Raw genomic sequence first — 20,034 nt, 5'->3', positions numbered from 1 at the left:
CTATGCAGATCGTCAAAGAAGAGAGAGGCGGCGCTCTTGTCATCGTGTTCTTTATCCTCGTGCTGTTCACGGCTCTGGCCCTGTCGCTCGCGAGCCACACCATGCAGAGCGTCAAGCAGCGAGTCTTTTCCGAAGATGAAGTGCAAGGCAAGCTGCTGGCAGACGCGGGACTGGCCTACTTTCAGGAGTATTTGGAGACGCAGTTGCAGATGCCCCGCTCCTTCCTTCACGGAAATGGGACGATCAGCGAATTGCGGGATTCTCTGGCGATCGCCAATGCGGAACCCGTGTCCCAATCCAGCGACAAAGTCATCGAGATCATCAAGCGCATCTCCGCTACGGAACCGAATACATACAAACCAATTCGCTTGCCCGGCATGAACGGCAGCTTCGCCATCCATACCGCCATCGAGTCGCGGATTCCTCGCGATACCGGCAGCACCAGCCAGCCGTATGTCCTGAAGCTCAAGGTGTCCGTGATCGGCATTCCCGACCGGGCAGAAAATTTTCGCAAGGTCAAGCTCACCTCGACGGTCTATGTGAATACGGTGCCTGCGCCGTTCCACTATGCGATCAGCACGCCCGGCCAACTGCGGCTGTTCGGCGGGAGCAACGTGATTGGCAACATCGCCGCCGACTCGGTGGTGACCAGCTCGCGCTATCGCTACAGCTCGCTGAAAAATACGGAGGACAGCGATCCGACCAACGATGAGGTCGTCTGGGAGGTCGGCACAAGCGGTCCCAACTACGTGGAGGGCGAGATTTTCCTGCCGAGCCGCAGCCGCCTGATGCAAATTGCCGCTATTCCCGCAGAGGAGCCGAGCAGCACCGCTTTTTCCGGCCCCCGTCTCGATGATCTGGAAGCGGCCTTCGTCCCCAGTCCTCTGCCCGACACGGAGGAACCTACGATTACGCTCAGTGCGGATCCCAAGACACCGCACATCCCCGGGTACGAACCGCCCATCGTGACGGAAACCCATCGTCCGACCGATTCGCTGTTTACGGAAGAGCAAGGGGAAAACACGGCGCAATACGTCTACGACCGCATTCGCGAAGGCAAGCAGCTCGCTAGCAGCGCCCAGCAATTGGAGCCTGTGGAATTTGCCAGATGGTTCAGAGACCCGGAGGAAGCGGCTGACCCCTTGCCCCCTGGTTTTATGGAGGCATCCGCTCCGAACGGCGAACTGCTCGTGATCGAATCGCCTTATCGCGAAGATACGCCCGACTTCCTGAACCTGACCGCCCGGTTCACGGGAAATGCGCTGGCAAACATTCGCCAGCTGTACATTAGCGGTCCGGACGGCGAAGGAATGGCAGCGGTAGAAATGGGCAGAAGCGGCTCATTCAAGGCGCAGCCGGACCAGGAAGGCGAGCCTTTCACTTACACGGGCACGATCTACATCAAGGGAAATCTGGACATTGTCGGAGACGTGTCCATCGACGGGACGGTTTATGTCGATGGCAATGTGGTCATTCGGGAAATTCGGAACATAACGCAACCGGGACACAAAAAGAACAACCTGGTCATTATCGCGTCCGGCACGATCAGCCTGACAGACAGATACACGGACGAAAGCTCGATCGACAGCACGGACATTTATCCGCTCTCCGCCTTCCTGTATTCGGAGAGCGCCATGGAGATTTATTCGATCCACTCCCACAATCGGCTGATCGGCGGAATCGCTACAGGCCGCAGCGTGCGTGATGCCGTCGAGGCGGGTACCAGCTACATCGAATTGAACTCCGTGCGCGAACCGCGGGGAGATCAGCCCCCGACGCACATGTCGATTTCTTTTGACCGCAACATTTTCGAAGTCAAGACGCCGGGCCTCCCGCCTGGCGACCGGTTTCACATCGACCTGTACGACAAAGAATATCCCGAAGTCGGAGAACCGCTTCTGGAGTAAGAAAACGCCAAAGTGCCCATGCGATAAAGTTCGTCTCGCATGGGCACTTTTTTTCGTTCCGGTCAGGGCTTGGTTACTGACGTGTCCCCGTAGCCAGAACGGTGACGGTCAATTCGCTCTGGGCATGCTGGATCGGGGATTCCTTTGGTGCTACTCCTTCGCGAATCATCGTCACGGTGTATTCGACTTCTACCGTGATCCTGTATGTTTTCGTCTTCGAATCATCGGTTTTCAGATTCAGGAATTTCTCGGCAAAAAGCTGACCGCGGGGGAGAGCAACCGAGGTGCCAGGCTCCCCGCTGCCTACCTGCACGATCGTATATTTCGCATTTTTTACGTGAACCTCAAGCCTGTTCGGAACATTCAGGTCTCGGAACGAGTATCCGAGATGCACGTTTACCGCCCTGTTCTCTTGCACCCGGCCTGTAGAGGTAACAAAAGCGTACGGGGTCTTTCCTGCATCCGGCGGAGTCAGGACAACCTGGCGCGTCGTCACAAAGCCATCGCCATTATCTGCCTGGATGACGACACGGGTATCCACGTACTTCCCGCCTTCTGTGCGCAGCGGAATCTCCAGATAGTAGTCTTTCTTGCCGTTCATGTCGGGGATGACCGTAAAGTCGTTGGCCGAAGGATTGGGCGATGTGCTGTATCTCCAGATCGTCTCATCCGTGACATGCTTTTCAGGCGTCACCTTGACAATTCCCGTACTCTCCAGCTCCAACACCGGTTTTGCCACCGCCGTAAATTCCGGATATTCGCTGCCGCTGATCGTAATGACCTTGGACACGCTCATTTCATTCGGATCGGTTGTGTCTCCGTCCTCATTGAAGTCCTGACGCATGGCGACAACGAAGTAATTCACGCCCGGCTTTAACAGAACGTTCCGGGCAATGGTGCCGTCCGTGAAGTCGGTCAGCTGTGTCTGGTGGTTGACATTTCGGTTGTCTTTCTCAGCCACCCAGCCAAAGCTTGCATTCGGCATGATTTTTCCGGCTGGCGTGGCGACAAGCTTCGCTGTCTGCGAACTGCCCTCTCGCTCGCCCGTCGCCGTAACGGTGACGACCGGGTTAAAGTAAATCTTCCCTTCCACTTCGTTGGACAGCTGTCCCAGTCCGCTTTTCACCTGGCCCGTGATTACCGCCGGCCCGACAAATGGCCCGCCCAACGAGACCTGGTCTTGCGCTATCGTAAACTGGTACGTCGTTTTGAACAGACCGGAGCCGACCTCTTGCGTAGCCTTCGGTGCGCCTGGGTCTACAGGAGTACCGTTGATGCGAAAATCCGGTTGCAGCGCCTCGTTTTTACTGACATGAATCACGTCTGCCGTGATGACTACTTCGTCCGGATACAAGCTGTTCCAGCCATGGTCGGCTGTCATGGTCAACTGCGGCTGGGCCGACACGATGACCAGGCACGTGTCCGTATATCCGCCATCCACCGTCGTCACCGTAATCGTTGCCTGGCCGCTGCCAACAGCGACGACACGCCCTGCCGAGTCGACGGTTGCTACTTTATCGTTGCTGGACGTCCATTTCACGTCTTTGTTTTCGGCGTCAGCCGGGAAGACAGTGGCCACCAGCTTCTCGGTATTCCGAGCCGGATCTTCCGCGACGAGCGTGATCTGCTCTTTATTGAGCGTGACGCCTTCCACAGCCGTGTACACATGGACGTTCACGCTGTTGAACTTGTCCGTAATCTCCGCTTCCGTAAAATCGGTGTAGCTTAACTGGGCCTGGTTGAGGGTGTACAGACCGCTTTTCGTTGCTTTCAGCTCTACCGTGAAGGACTGTTTCGCGGCGCGATACACCTTGCCAGCGGGCGTATTCACGAGACTGTACGCCACATCCTGCAACAATCCGGTCAGTTGCGTTTTGCCTCCTGCAAGAGACGGTTGCCACCCTGCGGAATTGCCGCTCACTTCCATGCCCTCCGGGTAGAGTTCGCTGAAGCTGATGTTTTTCAAGGCAAGCTGGCTGCCTGTCACCTGATACACGTATCCCTGAAAAACGCCTGTGTAGTTGCCCGCCGCATCTTTTTTCACTTCAAAGCGGCCAAAGTTGAGGATCGGCGCTACGGTCGAATCGTCGGAAAGCTTCGTCTCGTCGACAATCGGCAGCGTGATGACCGCCTTTCGCTCGTACAAATATTTCAAGCCTTCCATCCATTCGTTTTTCAGATTGCTACTTGGCAGCGTTTGGACGGTCGCACCGAGCGAAACGGATTGGGTGTAGCCTGTCTTCAACAGATTCAGGTAGGCAGTGCCAGTGCTTGGACTTGCCCACGCAATCGGTCCAAACTCCCCTTTTGTCGGGTCCTGGAACGAATACGCCTCGCCAAGCGAGTAGCTCCGCTGTGGCATCCAGATGGGACGCAGACCTGTCACCGCCAGCTCGCTTGCGGGAATATCCCTTGGCTCGATCGTGTACTCGATCGCGATCGGGTCGCTTTTCTTGATCCGTCCGGGATTTTCGTTCAGCACTTTGCGAGACAGCGCGAGCGCTGGCATCACCTTGTCCACGATGACTTTTCGCGTGACGGTTTGCTTGGCTCCCCTGCTGTCTTCCACTTCCACCCTGATCTGGATCTCGCCGCCGTTCGGCTTGGTATTTTCCGCCTGATGAATCACAATCGAGCCGTTGCCTGTGCGCTCATTAGAGTAGACCTGCTTGTCCTCGACGTAGATTCGCGTTTTCAGCATAAAGTCTTTCAAATCGTAGTCGTCCACGCGGAACACGATATCGAATCCCTTGTCGGTGCTGCGAATGCGCTCGTTGTCATGAGGGGCAATCATCGTGATGAGCGGCGCATGGTTGGCCCCGATGAAGGCGCGGTAGAGCGTGTTGACAAACAGTTTTTGTTCGGAATCCGGAAAGCTGTTGGAGGTGTGGCCCGTACCCGAGTAGGTGACGCCTCCTTTGGAGTAGGTGTAGTAATGGTTCCAGCTATCGTCGACGTCCCGGTTGCTACCTTGCATGTTATACCACGGAATGACAGTCGGATCTTCCAGGTCAAGCGTATAGTACTGGTCGTGGGTTTCCGCCACCGTGACGGATTCGCCCAAAGCAAACGGGTACTGCGTCAGCAAGCCGCTGTTGACTTGCTTGGTCGTTTTCGAGCGATTCGGTGCCCCCAGCCCAAGATTGTGCATCGGGTCGATCTGCCCGCTGATCTGTTTGAAATACGTGAGCCAGTTGTTGCTGCTGCGGTAGATCGTATCATGCGAAAACATGACGCCCTGGCCTGTGCGGATAAAGGATTGCACGGCTTCGGCCGCTGCGGCACTGATCGACGCGCCTTCGTTGTATGTATCCCGGAAGCCAAACACCAGCATGTCGTAGTTGCCGTTCAAGGACTTATAGTACGTTTTGTTGAAATCATTCATCGAGATCGTCTGAATCTGCAGCGCGTAATCGGTGCCGTTGTCGAGATACGCCTTTTGAATCCGCTTGTTCAAATCGCTCGCATCATTGGCGTCTACCGTCACTTGCAGTACCCTGACGTTCACCTTTTGATCGCGGAACTGAAAAATGCCTGTCCGGTAATCCTTCAGCTTGGTCGCTTCGTCTACCAGCTCCAGCTTCCAGTAGTACAGCGTCGACAGCCCTTTTGGCAGGACAAAGGAAAGCTCGTTGGCGGCACTGTTCCCCACCAGCGAAGTCGTGCTGACCAGCTCTTCCGGCTCATATCCCTTGTCGAAGTCAGCGTCGATGTACAAATTGGCGCTCAGCGCGCGTCCGGCAAAAGCAGCGCCATTCGCCAGCTTGAACGTATAGGAGATCGTTTCTCCCGGACCGTACACCTCATGCTGGGACAGCGTATAGTCGCTAGGCTGGGACAGCAGGGTCAGACGCGGTCTTGTCGCCGTATGTTGCGCGATTTTCTTTGCAGCATCTGCGGCGCTGCCGACAAAAAGGACGTTCATTTGGCTACTATTTTTATAAGGGGTAAAATGCTTTTTCAGCTTGCCTGTATTTTTGGTGACCGTATCGTTGTGCAAGACTACCAGTTGGCCTTTGCTGACGAACTCCTTTTTGATCGCCTCTGCCTTCAGATCGGTGATGTCGTTCATTTTGTCTTTGGTATCGTGCGCGTTGGCCCGATCCGTCGGCGAATTGGCGTTCTCCATGTTGCGATAGCTTACCGGGTCCGTGCTGTACTTCCCGGAACCGATGTAGATCGCATCGTATTTCCCGTCCAGCTCTTCGCGAATGGCGACGAATTTTTTCATGCTCATCGTCGTAATCGCATAGTCGGAGCCGGGCAAAGAAAGCTCCGGAGTGCCGGAATCCGTAATCTCCAAAATCTGCTTTTTCAAATCCGCCCCGCTATCCGCATGGGCCATCGACTGCGGCCCCCAAGCCCCCACCGTCAGTTGAACCATGAGCAAGAATACTAGCAAACGTCTCCATACTCTCACGCTCCCATTCTCCTCCTCTGTTTCCTTTTTGGCTGATTACGTCTCAACGCCCCAGGCAAAAATAAGCGCGGCCTCCCTTCTCGCGGTCAGCAGCTAACAACGACTATATTACTATCAGATTACGTCAATATTGGTACTTTTGCACTAATAACTTTGCGACAATGACGCTCGTCCGTGTTCGCCAGCATCCGTTCGCGGCAGGCATACCTTTTCTCTCCCCGTTGGTTTATAGTAAAGAAGGAAATCATCGTACACCTCTCATGAAAAAGGATGCGAACCATGCAAAAAATCATTGTGGTAGGTGCCGGAATTTTGGGCGCTTCGACGGCCTATCAGCTATCCAAAAGAGGCGCAAAAGTCGTGATTGTAGATCGAAAAGATAAAGGACAGGCCACCGATGCAGCCGCCGGGATTATTTGTCCGTGGCTTTCGCAAAGGCGCAATCAGGCGTGGTACAGGCTGGCGAAGGAAGGGGCTCGTTTTTACCCATCGCTCATCGCCGAGCTTGAACAGAGCGGAGAGACAAACACCGGGTATGCCCGTGTCGGCGCTCTTCGCATTCACAAGGATACAGACAAGCTGCATGCGCTGGAAAAGCGGGCTCTCACGCGCAGGGAAGATGCACCGGAGTTGGGCGACGTCACGATGCTCTCCACCGAGGAGACCAAAGCGCTTTTTCCTCCGCTCGATGCGGACTACGCCGCGGTGCATGTCACCGGAGCCGCCCGCGTGGATGGCCGCGCCTTGCGGGATGCTTTACTGCGGGCTGCCCAAAAAAACGGAGCCGTTCTGATTGGCGAGGAAGCAGCCCTGCTCCACAACGGAACGCGGGTCACCGGGGTGCGGGCAGGCGCTGAGACGGTCAGCGCTGATGCCGTCATTGTCTGTGCCGGAGCGTGGGCGAACGAAATTCTCCGGCCGCTGGGGGTCAATTTCCAGGTTAGCTTCCAAAAAGGCCAGATCGTCCATCTGGAACATCCCGGCGCGAACACGGGCAACTGGCCCGTGGTGATTCCGCCCAACGATCAGTATTTGCTCGCCTTCGATGAGCAAAAAATGGTCGTCGGAGCCACGCACGAAAACGACGTCCCAGGCTTCGACACGCGCGTAACGCCAGGCGGTTTGCAGGAAGTGTTCACCAAAGCGCTGGACATCGCCCCCGCCCTTGCCGACAGCACGTTCGTGGAAGCGCGGGTCGGCTTTCGCCCGTTCACGCCGGGATTTCTTCCCGTCCTCGGTCCGCTCCCCGGCTGGGAAGGCATTTTCGTCGCCAATGGCCTGGGCGCGTCCGGCTTGACGATGGGGCCTTATATCGGCGAGCAGTTGGCCAAGCTTGCTCTTGGACTGGAGGTGGATGTTCCGTTGGAGCATTACGCCGTGTCAGGGGCGCTTGTTGCTGAGTCGGAATGAGGTTGGAAAAGCAGGGTCTTGTCCCTTGGTGGGGTGAGGCCTTGTTTCACGTTTTTTGCAGATTGTATGCAGGGTGATGGCTGGTGTCCGGGGTGGGGGTTGAAATGGGGGCATGCGAAACATGCGAACGCTGCGGGAAAAGCTATCGTGGACAGGGCCATTGAGGGCGGCAGGGACAAACAGAATGCGAGAAGAGCCGGGAGCCCTTGGAACGATGCGGATTTCCGGCTTTTTGCGTCTCCCGCAGTTATCGCAGTTGCTGCTGATTCCACGCATCCGCGTAGGATGCGACGATCGACTTGGCTATTCCGTTGTTTGGACACATATTTCAATCCACTCATCCGCGTAGGATGCGACTTTAAGCTGAGTGTTGACGGTCGTGAGTTGACTGAATTTCAATCCACGCATCCGCGTAGGATGCGACAACAGCGTCGTGCCGATGTTCAAAGCAAGCATGCTGGAATTTCAATCCACGCATCCGCGTAGGATGCGACGACGTATATTTTAGCCTTTCGCATGATGTACCAGAATTTCAATCCACGCACCCGCGTAGGATGCGACCTGATGCACTGAAAGATATCATTTGCGATAAAATATTTCAATCCACGCATCCGCGTAGGATGCGACAGCGAATTTTCACCCCAAATATGCTTTCCTTTTCATATTTGTAATCAAAATACGCCGCAATTCATTCATGCGTTAAAATAGTTTAGAAAAAGCAGACAAAAGCCGGGTATTTCACCTGTTTTTCGGGTGCGAATCTCCCAGGGAATTCGTGTGCGCTTCCCATTCGCACTAGAAAATCAATGGCCCCTCTAAGTCAATTGATTCTTTCACACCCAAATGCTCCACTTTATTCTTGTACTGATTGCCTAACTGATAAATACGGAGGCTATCCTGATTCTGGTCGATGATCGAGAGCAATTCCAGCTTCAATGAAGTAAGCTGTGTAGAATCGACAATGCATTCAAACACGGAATTTTGGACGCGTTGACCGTAATTTTGGCATATTTTCGAGACGCGGCGAAGTCTTTTTTGCCCTGCACGGCTAACTGTGCTCACATCATACGTAATCAATACCAGCACACCGTTCACCTACTTCCACAAAAAGGGAGGATACTCATCCAAATCATTTCGCAAAAAACGGGCCAACAATAAAGCTTGTACGTGCGGAACCAGGCCCCAGGGAATTTTCTCCCCAAGAAATGGATGCGTCATTTTCTCCTGTTTTTTATTTTGCCATGCCGTTAGGAACTTCTTTCTCGCTTCCTCTCCCATCATGACGGCCCCATTCTCTTTTTGGAAAAAATCCTCCTTGGTCACAATCTTTTTGTTAATGAGCGACAGCACAAATCTATCTGCAAAGACTCCTCGCAGCTCCTCCATCACATCCAGAGCCAGAGAAGCGCGCCCCGGCCGATCTCGATGCAAAAAACCAACATAGCATCTAATCCAACGCCTTCCAGTGCCGCTGCCACATCATTCGCCAGTAGAGAATAGGCGAAGGACAGCATTGCATTCACGTTATCCAGCGGCGGTCTTCGCGATCGTGCGCGGAAGAAAAAATTCTCCTTTTGTTGTAAGATCATGGAGTCAAATAGCCGATTGTAGCAAACAGCCGCCTGACCTTCCAACCCCCTTACCCTCTCCAGATTGTCGCAATTCCTCACGTCCAATAGTAAAGCAGATAACTGCCTGGACGCTTCCTTAAATCGGTCGACATCAATCCGCAAAGGATAGTCTCTGGTCATTCTTTCGATCATCCATTTCTGGTTGTAAATCTTGCCTACAATAAAATTACGAGCAATTCTTGCGGAAAGAGCCTCATCCTCCGACACCACATACTGTTTTTTTCGCAGGACGACATTCCCCTTGCTTTCCCCAATCACTCTGGCAAGAAACCGCCCGTTCATGGTGAAGAATGTCAATGAAATGTTTCGCTCAGCGCAATATCCCATCAAAGCTGGACTGGCACCGGTGTAGCCAAATGAAATGATCGATTCCAAGTTGTGTAAGGGCAGCCTCCCCAACTTCTCCTGATCCTTGAGGAGAACAATATTATCACCATCGAGCGATACGTACACATCCGGCTGTGTAATAAACAACGTATTGAGCAGTTTCTTCATTCGTTGATTTTCCCTTCAACGTAACTTTTTACGGTTCGTTTGTTCATAAGCTCCGGCACACAAATATGTTGAAGGGAACAACTTCGGCAAAAGGAGCCCGTCTTCACTCTGGGAGTATGTCTGCGATGATAGTAGTCTTGCATTTCAGCCACAATCAGCTTTACCTTCTCTTTCAAAGCAGCCGTTAGCGGGACCTCGACTCGATGCTTGATCTCCTGGTAAAAAATATAGCCGAGGTCTATGTCGCCCAACAGCATTTCCTCCAGACAAATGGCTTGGGCAGCTAATTGTACGACATCCTCTTCTCCGCTTTTCGGCTTTCCGCGTTTATATTCAATCGGATACGCCGTATATTTGCCGGAAGCCCCATTGATTTCAACGCCGTTATCGCTTTTCACAAACTCTACCACATCACAAACGCCTGTGATCTTGAGACTTTCCGATTTGACAGGCATGGCTCGTACGATCAGTTTGTCTCCTCGCTTTTCTCTGGCAAACGGTTGATCTGCCTTCCGATGAAGGTGTACGCCCTCTATCGTTCTGACATTCTCCTCCCACTGCTGTTCAATGTGAATCAATGCCCACTGCCGTTTGCAAAATTGAAAATGCTGAATGCCGGACAAAAGTAAATAATTGTCGTCTTCCTTACCTTCCATCCAAAATCTCTACTTTCAATCCATCCAATGGTTGCACCGAGAACAGGTAGTCGTCAAATTTTTTCGGTTCTTCTACAAGCCTTTCGATCAGTAACGAGCGATGTACCTTTGCAGAGGAATACTGGCCCAACTTGGAGTGATGTTCCCACCAATACACCCGGTGAACTTCCATACTTCCTTCCGGACGGGCAGAAGACGCATCGTTTTCAAACAAGCTCACTAGCGCCCTCTTGATTTTCTCCGCGTCTTCGTTCGTGAATCCCGTTTTTTCGGCGAGCTGCGTATTGATACTACCGTAAAAGACATACACCCCGGAGTCGACTCGATGCTTCATGCCCATCGTATCTGAGCCGCGAGAGGCTCCAGGCTCCGAGTTCACGCTTTTGGTAATCTGGACGCTGGAGATGTCAATCGGATCTAAACTGGTCGCTGTATGAATGGAAACCGGCCCTCTTACGCCGACAGATACACCCGCTCCTTTTTCCGCTTTGAATGCAAATACTTGACCAAAGCTTCGAACATCAATCCATTCCTGGCAAGCAATTCTGGCAAACTCATCGCTGGATACGTTTTTGGATTTTAATACCTTCTCCAACTCGGGATTTGCATCTGCACGCTCTCGAAGGCTTCCATAAGAATCTGATTTGCGGTCATTGGACTGTACAAATATGGATTCGCCCATATCCTGCAAACGATTTCGAATTTTCCGTTTCAACGCGACATCAGAAATTTCTCCATGGCCATCATAGTTTTGCCGTGGACGATTGCCATTCAGCGGGTCCCCGTTTGGATTGGCTTTTGTCACCGATAAAACGACGGCAAAATCAATTTTATGATCGAGCGTTGTCATATGATTCTCTCCTTTTTAATGAGTAGTTTCCATTTCCTCTGGATCGGTCGTGCTTTTTTTCGTATACAGGTCGTGCCTTTGACTGTAGAACCCTATCAAGAATTTGCCGGACAATGGTTTGTTATTGAATTGTTCAATGGGAATCCGCGATCCGATTTCGTCAATCAGACGGTTGAAATAAAACGCTTGTCTGCCCAGCCTTGCCTGATAAGGCTGCAAGCACGCCTGAATCGTCCGCCAGGTTCGCTCCGGATGCCTTGCAAACTCATTCATGTAGCGAACCGCATTACTGGCGCGGTCGTCAGCCCCCAACGCTCGTCGTTCCAAAACATCAGCCACGGCCAACAGACGCCCCAACAAATAATCCCGGTCATTGATGCTTTCATCCAACGCCACTCTGAATCCCTCCTGTTCTTCTTGTTTGTTAACCAGGGCACACGCGATGCTCAACGTCTTCTCCCACTCCCACCTTTCCATAGAAACGGGATTGGCTGCGCGCTGGCAAGAGCTCGTTACGATATCCAATGGAATGTTCCGGCCATCCAGCACACAAGGCAACATGCGCTCCATGACCCCTTTGACCACTTTGTCGCTTGCCCGTGGTCCGTATGCGGCAAAAGCAATATCCTTCAAGGCTGGCGCTCCCAAAAATCGCACAAATTCCCCGTTGTCATTTTTGCGGTATGTATGCAGCCATGTGCAAGTCGAATGCCAGTTCACCAGCTTGTCGAAATACTGTTCTTTGTCCATATTGCGGTAATACAATACCGCCATCCGCCCCGTTGTTGCCGAATCGAGAACCAGAATATTCACATTGTCCTTTCTGTCGCGCAAGCCTGACAATTTGTTGCGATACCCGTCTAGTGCTTTCGCTACCTCTACAGCCAATTCCCGATTGGTATAGGCGATTTTGTTTTGGACGGGGGGCGGCGCAAGGTCGATCGAAAACAAATCTTCGGTGACACCGGGAATATCGAGTTCAGTATTGCTCCAGACAAGAAACACTCTCTGATCGATCATTTTCCCTTGACGATGGATCAGCCACTTCAGTGCATTATGCGCTTTCTGGGACACCTCGTAACTGATGCTTGCCGCCTCATGGCTTTGCGCAAACCGCCCTCTGAATGTAAAGCCGCTATTGTCATTCGCCGAAATCAGCTTGGCTTTGTCTGCTGCATTTCTGATTTTGTTGGCATGTTTGTCCGTTGCAGGCAGCACTCTGCCCGTTACATAGCAGAGATCTTCGCCACCTAGCTTGTTCCGGTAAAATTGAATGAAAGAATCATATACTTCCTGATCGTTCCACACCTTCGTCAGTACCTTCGTTGGCGAGTAGACATTAAATCTGACAAACGCGCTTGTCTGCTCGCCAGCCACTACCGAAAAAATCGGCGGCTTGGCTCCGTATCGCGCTTCGGCATGTTTATCCCATTTGCTCAAAAGCCGACGATCTTCGTCTACATATAAAATCCCATGCGCGACTAAATCTTGAATCAACCGCCCTTTGCGCAAGTAGCGGTAGATGCTTTTCACCTTGTCGACAGCGTATGGCGAACTTGCCCACTCTTCCAATTGCTTGATATAGTGGGGAAAAGCCTCTTCCTTTTGGACTTCTCCACCATAGGCCTTGTAATCTCCCGCTACGTAGCTCAATTTGTCATGCAAGGGATACGGGGCGATTTTCGAGCCTGATCGACTGGCGGAATCTTCTGTACATGGAATGACTGTACTCATATCGTTTTTATCCACTACTGTCGCAAAATGAAATTCTCCGTCTTCCGTTACATCCACTTCGATATGGGCATTTTGTGTCGTATGGGAAACAGGCAACAGCATGTACTCCCGATCGTTAGACTTCCTCTCGATCTTGCCGACAACATCCCGATTCGCTTCGTATGTCTCGTACAAATTCAAAAGCCAGCTCATCGATTATCCACCTCTTCCAGCTCGGCAAACAGATCATCCACGGAGAGTAGATTCGTGCGGTCGAAATGCTTGGGCTCCATGCGGGCAATCGGCCGAATTTGCGTACACTCCTCTGGTCGAGGAAAGCGGATAATCCCGTTCTTCATGACAGGATTCCACAGGCGAACTTCCATCTGATTCCGTCCGGTTTCGTCCGGGTAATTGATGCCATGCACCATCGTTCCCAGATGAATCTCCCCGTTGTTGTCATAGAATCCGTCGCCCTCGCCAAACACGCATGGCTCGACATATGCCTGACATTCCCGCGTGCCAAGGAAAATGTCTCTTCGCCCTCCTGCCCGAAGCGAGCGTTTCAAAATATTGTGATGCTTATGCTCGTTGCGATCATACTCCAGTTCCGGGCGGTTCAGATTGAACTCGAAATGGGCCCGAACCTGGTAGCGCACATCTCGCAAGTACGTATAGTTGGCAAGCGTGTTCCCTCCGCCGTATTCAATCGGACGAACGCCTTTGGACTCCATGCGAATCGGGTTCATAATCCGCACTTCATCTACAATCATCACCAAAGTAGGCTTCCAGTAAATGGACTCGACTACGCCCTTTAGGGCCTGGTAAGTAGGCACTTGGTAGGACAGCTTTTCTCCGCCAAGTTTTGTTAACGGGTCTGTAAATAAGGCATACTGACCAAAAACCTCGAATTCGATCGCGTTCCGCATAGCATTACCTCCTTTCTCATCCGACTCAATAGTTCAATCATACCATTTTTGTAATTGATTAGAAATAATGGGTGTTATCAATTATCCAAACATTCAAAACATACTCATTTCAAACTGGCTGTCATTCTCGACATCCAGACCATACTCCCCGTTGTAGGCTGATTCCTTCAACGCCAAAATTTTTCCGTCCAGCAAGCTTACCAGCCCATCATTCTTGACCAGTTGCTCTCGTTCATACGAAAACAGGCTGATCGAATACTGTTGTGCCTTTCGCAGCAGTCTGGACAGGTTCTCAATCGTTTCATCGCCATTTAGTCGTGCAATCATCTCTTTTCCTTCCTCTCCGTACGGAACAAGAACGGTTGTTGTCTGGTCATCGATCACCCGAAAGAAATCGGCTGCCGTCCTGTAGCTGTTCACGATAAATAGCGGCAAACTCTCCCTTTTGGATTGTGTGTACTCGAGGTTATAGGAGCTGCTGTTCCTGTTTGCCATCAACAACTCTGTCATGTGCTTCTCCAGCCCGCGAATAAAATAGTCTAAACGGGAAGCAAACTCCGTATAAAACTCTTGAAAATACTTGTCCATCGCCTGAACGGACAAGAGATTGCCGCCATGCAGGCTGGGATCTGCTTTGAGGTCGAGAAGCATTCGTTTCGCCAGGTTTTTGCCTGCCTTGATTTCCTGCAAATGCTTCAAATTCTCCTCTGCATGATCGATCACATACACCTGCTGCCTTTCCTTCTTTCCGTGGCGATTGCATCTGCCGGCAGCCTGTGCGATCGAATCCAGTCCGGCCAGCGAGCGAATCACACAATCAAAACTGACATCCACTCCCGCTTCAATTAACTGCGTACTCACGCATATCACTTTCTCCTCACGCTGCAAATGCTCCCGCACTTGTCCAAGTATGTGGTTTCGATGCGCCGCACACATCGACGTACTCAGGTGATAGAGCGGAATATCGAGCGTCTCCAATTGACGATACAATCTCTTCACAACCGTTTTTGTATTGAGAACAACCAACATACTTTGGACCTCTTCTATTTTCTCGGTAATAAAATCAGCCAGCTTGTCCGTGTCAAACGTTTCATCCGTTGCTTTATCGACAATTTCCACCCGTTTGAAAGCTTCAATGACGTGATCCACGTTTTGAATCATTTCAGTGTCAGCGCTGATTTCCAGACGGCGCTCTACAAAATCAAGGGCCGGCTGGGTAGCCGTGCAAAGAATCAGGCTGGAATGACCATGCGATCTCAAAAAGTTCAGTGCATGATTAAACAACGATACACATGAAACCGGAACTTTCTGTACTTCGTCAAAAATAATGACGGACTCGCATAAGTTGTGTAGCCTTCGTATATTTCGGCTTCCCCTGGCATAGAACACATTCAGAAACTGAACCATCGTTGTAAAAATAATCGGCGAATCCCAGTTATCCTTGGCCAGCTTCCATTTTTGCCGTGTATTCATCATGCCATCCTCGGCCTCATCATCATCGCCCAAGTCGTCTATGACGTTGGAATGATGCTCCAGGATATGCTCGTCGTCCATGAGAATTTTACGAACTTCCTCTGCGTTCTGTTCGATAATCGTTGTAAACGGGACTACATATATGATGTGCTGTTTGTTCTCGCGAATGGCATGCTTGAGCGCATACCGCAAACTTGCCAGAGTCTTTCCCCCGCCCGTCGGAATGGACAACGTATAAATACCGGACGGCTTCTCCGCAAATTTGTCACACTGGTCTGACAATTCACCTCTCAGCTCGTTGATCCGTGTTTTGGCATCTTCTTTCTCTTGGTAAGAATGAAGCTTTTGCATCAGCCGCTCATAGTATGTACGAAACAGGTCTTGGTGACGTGGACTGGATTCCTCGTGCTTGTTTTCCTCAAACAACCTGGTGTTTGTACGATCTGCATCAAGTAGTGCGCTGAACACAAACTTGGTCAGAAACATCAATTTGCTTTCGCTAGTCTCTACTGAAGGTTTGCTGAGATAGGCTTCCAATTCATCGATTGCACGTAACACATAGTAATGAAACGCTTGCTCGCTGATTACTTCGTCAAAAAAACGCTGCATCGACTTGTCGTAATCCTTCAACGGTTTATCCCGGACACGATGCAAGTAAGGAGAATCCAAATCCGCATTTAAAAAGTCATGGAGGTAGGAGTGGTGCGAAATGATCGCATTCCCGACAACCTCAGCTAAAATCCAGCTTCCCCGGGAAGGATTCCCGGTATGAAATTTTTGGTATAATAGTTTGCCCCCTGCAGTCGAATGATCGACACTCCCTCTTTTTGGCGCTTCTCCGGGATTTTCCACGGCTTTGATGATGTAGTCTTTAAACTCCTCGGTGTACTTTCCCATGTCATGGAGCATGCCCGCCAGACCCGCGATATGCTTGACGCCTATCTTCTCGCCGATCGATTCCGCCAATGCTCTTACTCCCAGCAAATGCTCCGCGACAGTTTGTATCTGTTTGTCGCTTTCACGAATATGCGCGATAAAATTCATGAGTACCGCCTCCTCTTTAGCATTCAGCGAGTATCCATACTGGAACGTATCCTGTCCTAGTTGCTTGTTTTTATAGAACGATCTCAACATTAATCATAGAACATATTTGGAAAATGGTGTAACAGGTTCTCACAATCCGAATCCATTCCGGAGGAGGAGTCCGACACGGTTCTGCGAAAGGAAAGGCGGCAGTGTCACCCCAACTCCCTGTGTACATCCTTGCTTCCTGCAACTGGGCATTTGCTTTTTTAACTCCGAGCGACAAACCAAACAGAGGAGCTTTTCAATCAGAGACAAGCTCGCTGTTGCCTTGCAGACAAACAGGGATAATGCGTACTGAGCTTGCTTTACGCCCGACTTGCGAAAATGTATATTGGAAAGCGACGGTACAAGGCCGATCGCGTTGAAGAATGGTGGTGAATGATGGCATGGCGAATTTCTACGAAGAACTGGCGCAAGATCTCGCAAAAGTTCCCTTGGAGGTGCACGGCGTCTACCGGACGAAACTTCAGGGCGGGATGATCTACGACGGCCATGTCAACCAGCCGACAACCAAGTGCGCTGTCATCGTCTGCTTGCGGGGACAGGCCGAATTTCGCTTCGATGAAACCGAACGCTACACGCTGGAGCCGGGCAAGGTGCTGCTCGGCGGGCTGAACAAGCGGCTGGAAATTCAGACCGCCCCGGACGGATTCGAATACTGCCTCGTGCACTACTTGCCCGTCAGTCCGCATGGGGAAGATACGCGGCGATTGACAGACGTGTCCTTGCTCCATGCCCCGCTTGACCCGGAGCTGCATCAACTGCTGGAGCAACTGCTGAAGACAGCTTCTGCCCCGGACAGCATGGGGCTGCTAGGTAAAAAAGCACTGTTCTACCACTTGCTGAACAAGGTGCTGCAAGCCGAACGCCTTCATCAAAACAAAGACAGCCATACGCTGATCGACGAAGCGATTTTATACATTCAGGAGCATTATGCGCAGCCGCTTTCACTCGGCCATCTGGCCAACCGCTACGGCATGAAGGCGAAATACTTTTCCTACCTGTTTCACAAGTACGTGGGAATTGGCCCGATTGACTATTTGATCCAGTACCGGATGAACCGGGCGCACGAGCTGCTATTGACGGGACAATTTTCCGTATCCGCCGTCGCCAAAAGCGTTGGCTATCTGGACGCCTACTATTTCAGCAGGCTGTTCAAGAAGCACAAAGGCGTTTCGCCAGGCCGCATAGGGCTGTACCTCAGAAGAAATCGTCCATCGTAAAGTCGGGAATTCCTCCATTTTCATGGGGCAAGGAACGTGGTACATTCATATATGTTAATGAGAATCATTATCAAATACGAATGTACAGAAAGGATGCCTGACAAGGAATGCGAATCAAGTCATGGGCTATGTTGGTAGGTTTGTTCTGCTTCATTTTGCTGCTTGGGGGATGTTCCGGCGCGAATAGCCCGAATCAAAACGCATCGGGCGGCAATCAGCGTGCGAAAACAAGCCCGTCCCAGGAGCAGCAAGCCCCGGCAGCGACGTCTGGCTCGACATCCCCGGAGTCCGCTGCCTTCCCCCGTACGATCAAGGACGCGAACGGAGACGTGACGATTGAAAAGCAGCCGAAAAAGGTTGCCGTCGTCCATTGGGGGTATGCGGATTCCTTGCTGCTGTTCGACGTGCCGTCGGTCGCGCTCGCGCTGCCGTTTACCGAAAAACAGTCCGTGCTGCATTCGGACAGCTACAAGCCGTATGTCGACAAGCTGCAAGAGCTGAAGATCGTCGGAGAAAATACCCAGGTGAACATGGAAGCACTAATCGCCTACGATCCCGATCTGATTATCGCCGGAAATGCCGTCAACAAGGAGATTTTGGCCTCCCTGCCGCAAATCGCGCAAACCATCGTGATCGACGAGCAGGCGATCAACGTCTGGTCGGACTGGCAGTCGCTTGTCACCAAGTTCGGTGAAATTTTGGGGCAGGAAGAAACAGCGAAGCGTTATATTGCGGACTACCAGGTACTGGTGCAGAACGCCAAGGAAAAGCTGGTGGGCCTGGACGGAACGGTGGCCTTCGTGCAAGTTCGCGACAAAGCGGTTTGGCTACAGGGCACGAATTACTTGAAGCCTTATTACGAAGGCATGGGTCTGAAGCCGCCAGTTTCGGCCAATCTGGATATGCAGGAAGGGGCGCAAGTCACCCTCGAAGGTTTGAGCGTGCTGAATCCCGACTATTTGTTCCTCGGCTATTTCAATTACAGCGACAAGACCATCCCTGCCCTGACCGATGAATGGGACGACACAGCGGTGTGGAGCAAGCTAAAAGCCGTTCAAAACAAGCATGTGTACGGAATCAACGGCGAACTCGCCCTCGGGTACGGCCCGATCGGGAATACGTATGGGGTGAAGGCGGTGCTTGAGGCGTTGGAGCAATAAAGGAAGTGGGGGTAGCAGGAAAAAGGCCGTGATCGTTCGCCATGAATTGGCGCGGTGCGGCCTTTTTTGCGTTGGTTCAAAGGCACGCAAGACGCAAGCGACAGCCGATAAGGTCAGCCTCCAACTCTAGCTTATTCATGCTGATTTTTCATCTTCAATTCCAATCAAAAACGGAAAATCTTGCAAAACACTTGGCCGCCTAAAATCGAGTAAGAGCATGTGACAAACCTTCTCGCCGTTATATCCCCTTCTAATTAGAAAAAATTCTATATCTCTTAATTTTAGCTCTCGGGTAAGCCTAAGCGTATCTTTCATATTTCCTCCTTCATTTTCCGGAACCGCTTGTCGTTCCTTTATATCGCCAAAATAAAGTCAAGCCACTTTCCACTTCGCAAAGACCAGAGTTCATATCCTAATGCTCCTGCAACTATTGCTGCTGCCATTTAAAGATCACTTTGAATTATACAGATTTAGGGTTTGGGGACAATTTGTTGTTTTCGCTATACAAGTTCGAGCACATACTCTCTATCAGGTAACCAACAGAAAAATAAAAACGACACACCCGTTCATGTGCCGTTTTATTGTGCTTCTTTTGCACCAAATCCGTCTCCAAGCATAATTCCCAAATATCACAAACCCTTATATACCAAATAAGCAACACACTCCACATGTGTGGGGGCGTATAATAGACAACCTTTTGATGTGACAGTATTCGCTTATACAGTAAAATTGATTGTTTCAAAATTTATTTAAAAAATGTATTCACCCAGTTATAGCATTCCCAAAGTTCTTCATCAGAAACCAAATAAGACCTATGCTCGAACATTATCTTTACATTCTTGTTCTCTTGTATAATAGTGTGTAAATATTCTTCAATTGGTGCCCAACCATCACTTGGGGTTTGACTAGGCAGTACTGGGTATCGACTTTTTTGAATGATATTATCGCCTGTGATCTGGACTGGATCGGCTACACTGAATTGGACAATTCTCTTAAGGTCTAGTAGATTGTAAGCAAATCGAAATAGAACGGAGAGATTGTCATGAGGAAACGTGAGCGTCGGTCATTTACAGACGAGTTC

Annotated in this window: 12 protein-coding genes and 1 pseudogene; 4 read left to right on the top strand and 9 right to left on the bottom strand. The window is 51.2% G+C overall.

The window, feature by feature from the left end; translation table 11 throughout:
- Positions 1-2: 2 nt before the first annotated feature.
- Positions 3-1,907, top strand: coding sequence for a hypothetical protein (locus ACTHO6_RS11750; protein WP_440241744.1), 1,905 nt, complete (start codon positions 3-5; stop codon positions 1,905-1,907).
- A gap of 73 nt (positions 1,908-1,980) precedes the next feature.
- Here the strand turns inward: ACTHO6_RS11750 and ACTHO6_RS11745 are convergent, their stop codons facing one another.
- A complete protein-coding gene (locus tag ACTHO6_RS11745; protein ID WP_440241743.1) occupies positions 1,981-6,327 on the bottom strand; it encodes a DUF5057 domain-containing protein in 4,347 nt (1,448 codons plus the stop codon).
- Positions 6,328-6,606: 279 nt separating this feature from the next.
- Here ACTHO6_RS11745 and ACTHO6_RS11740 point away from each other — a divergent pair, with 279 nt between their 5' ends.
- Positions 6,607-7,737, top strand: a complete 1,131-nt coding sequence (locus tag ACTHO6_RS11740) for an NAD(P)/FAD-dependent oxidoreductase (RefSeq protein ID WP_440241742.1) — start codon at positions 6,607-6,609, stop codon at positions 7,735-7,737.
- Between the two features lie 795 nt (positions 7,738-8,532).
- On the opposite strand, the gene cas2 is transcribed toward ACTHO6_RS11740, so the two are convergent.
- The 7 genes and pseudogenes from cas2 to cas3 form a co-directional block, all read right to left on the bottom strand.
- Positions 8,533-8,823 (bottom strand): CRISPR-associated endonuclease Cas2, encoded by a 291-nt coding sequence (cas2, locus tag ACTHO6_RS11735; RefSeq protein WP_440241741.1) that lies wholly within the window; start codon positions 8,821-8,823, stop codon positions 8,533-8,535.
- A gap of 9 nt (positions 8,824-8,832) precedes the next feature.
- Positions 8,833-9,863: pseudogene (gene cas1c, locus ACTHO6_RS11730) on the bottom strand (type I-C CRISPR-associated endonuclease Cas1c).
- The gene (gene cas4, locus ACTHO6_RS11725) at positions 9,860-10,519 is read right to left on the bottom strand and encodes a CRISPR-associated protein Cas4 (protein WP_440241740.1); all 660 of its coding nucleotides are present in this window, start codon (positions 10,517-10,519) and stop codon (positions 9,860-9,862) included. Before cas4 ends, cas1c begins: the two are co-directional and overlap by 4 nt.
- A complete protein-coding gene (gene cas7c / locus ACTHO6_RS11720; RefSeq protein ID WP_440241739.1) occupies positions 10,509-11,369 on the bottom strand; it encodes a type I-C CRISPR-associated protein Cas7/Csd2 in 861 nt (286 codons plus the stop codon). The genes cas4 and cas7c overlap by 11 nt, the downstream gene beginning before the upstream one ends.
- Before the next feature lie 15 nt (positions 11,370-11,384).
- Entirely contained in the window at positions 11,385-13,295 is a 1,911-nt protein-coding gene (gene cas8c / locus ACTHO6_RS11715; RefSeq protein WP_440241737.1) for a type I-C CRISPR-associated protein Cas8c/Csd1, read from the bottom strand.
- Positions 13,292-14,011: a type I-C CRISPR-associated protein Cas5c gene (gene cas5c, locus ACTHO6_RS11710; RefSeq protein WP_440241736.1), complete on the bottom strand. Its 720-nt coding sequence runs from the start codon at positions 14,009-14,011 to the stop codon at positions 13,292-13,294. Before cas5c ends, cas8c begins: the two co-directional genes overlap by 4 nt.
- Before the next feature lie 93 nt (positions 14,012-14,104).
- Positions 14,105-16,528, bottom strand: coding sequence for a CRISPR-associated helicase Cas3' (gene cas3 / locus ACTHO6_RS11705; RefSeq protein WP_440241735.1), 2,424 nt, complete (start codon positions 16,526-16,528; stop codon positions 14,105-14,107).
- A 428-nt stretch (positions 16,529-16,956) separates the two neighbouring features.
- Between cas3 and ACTHO6_RS11700 the strand changes: the two genes are divergently transcribed.
- Entirely contained in the window at positions 16,957-17,793 is an 837-nt protein-coding gene (locus ACTHO6_RS11700; RefSeq protein WP_440241734.1) for a helix-turn-helix domain-containing protein, read from the top strand.
- Positions 17,794-17,900: 107 nt separating this feature from the next.
- Positions 17,901-18,953, top strand: a complete 1,053-nt coding sequence (locus tag ACTHO6_RS11695) for an ABC transporter substrate-binding protein (protein ID WP_440241733.1) — start codon at positions 17,901-17,903, stop codon at positions 18,951-18,953.
- A 135-nt stretch (positions 18,954-19,088) separates the two neighbouring features.
- Here ACTHO6_RS11695 and ACTHO6_RS11690 read toward each other — a convergent pair whose 3' ends face one another.
- Positions 19,089-19,268, bottom strand: coding sequence for a hypothetical protein (locus tag ACTHO6_RS11690; protein WP_440241732.1), 180 nt, complete (start codon positions 19,266-19,268; stop codon positions 19,089-19,091).
- Between the last annotated feature and the right edge of the window lie 766 nt (positions 19,269-20,034).

It is taken from the genome of Brevibacillus sp. SAFN-007a, assembly GCF_051967035.1.
Taxonomy (GTDB): Bacteria; Bacillota; Bacilli; order Brevibacillales; family Brevibacillaceae; genus Brevibacillus.
Note: the sequence above shows the minus strand (reverse complement) of the source record. Positions and strands in the feature narration are given on the sequence as shown.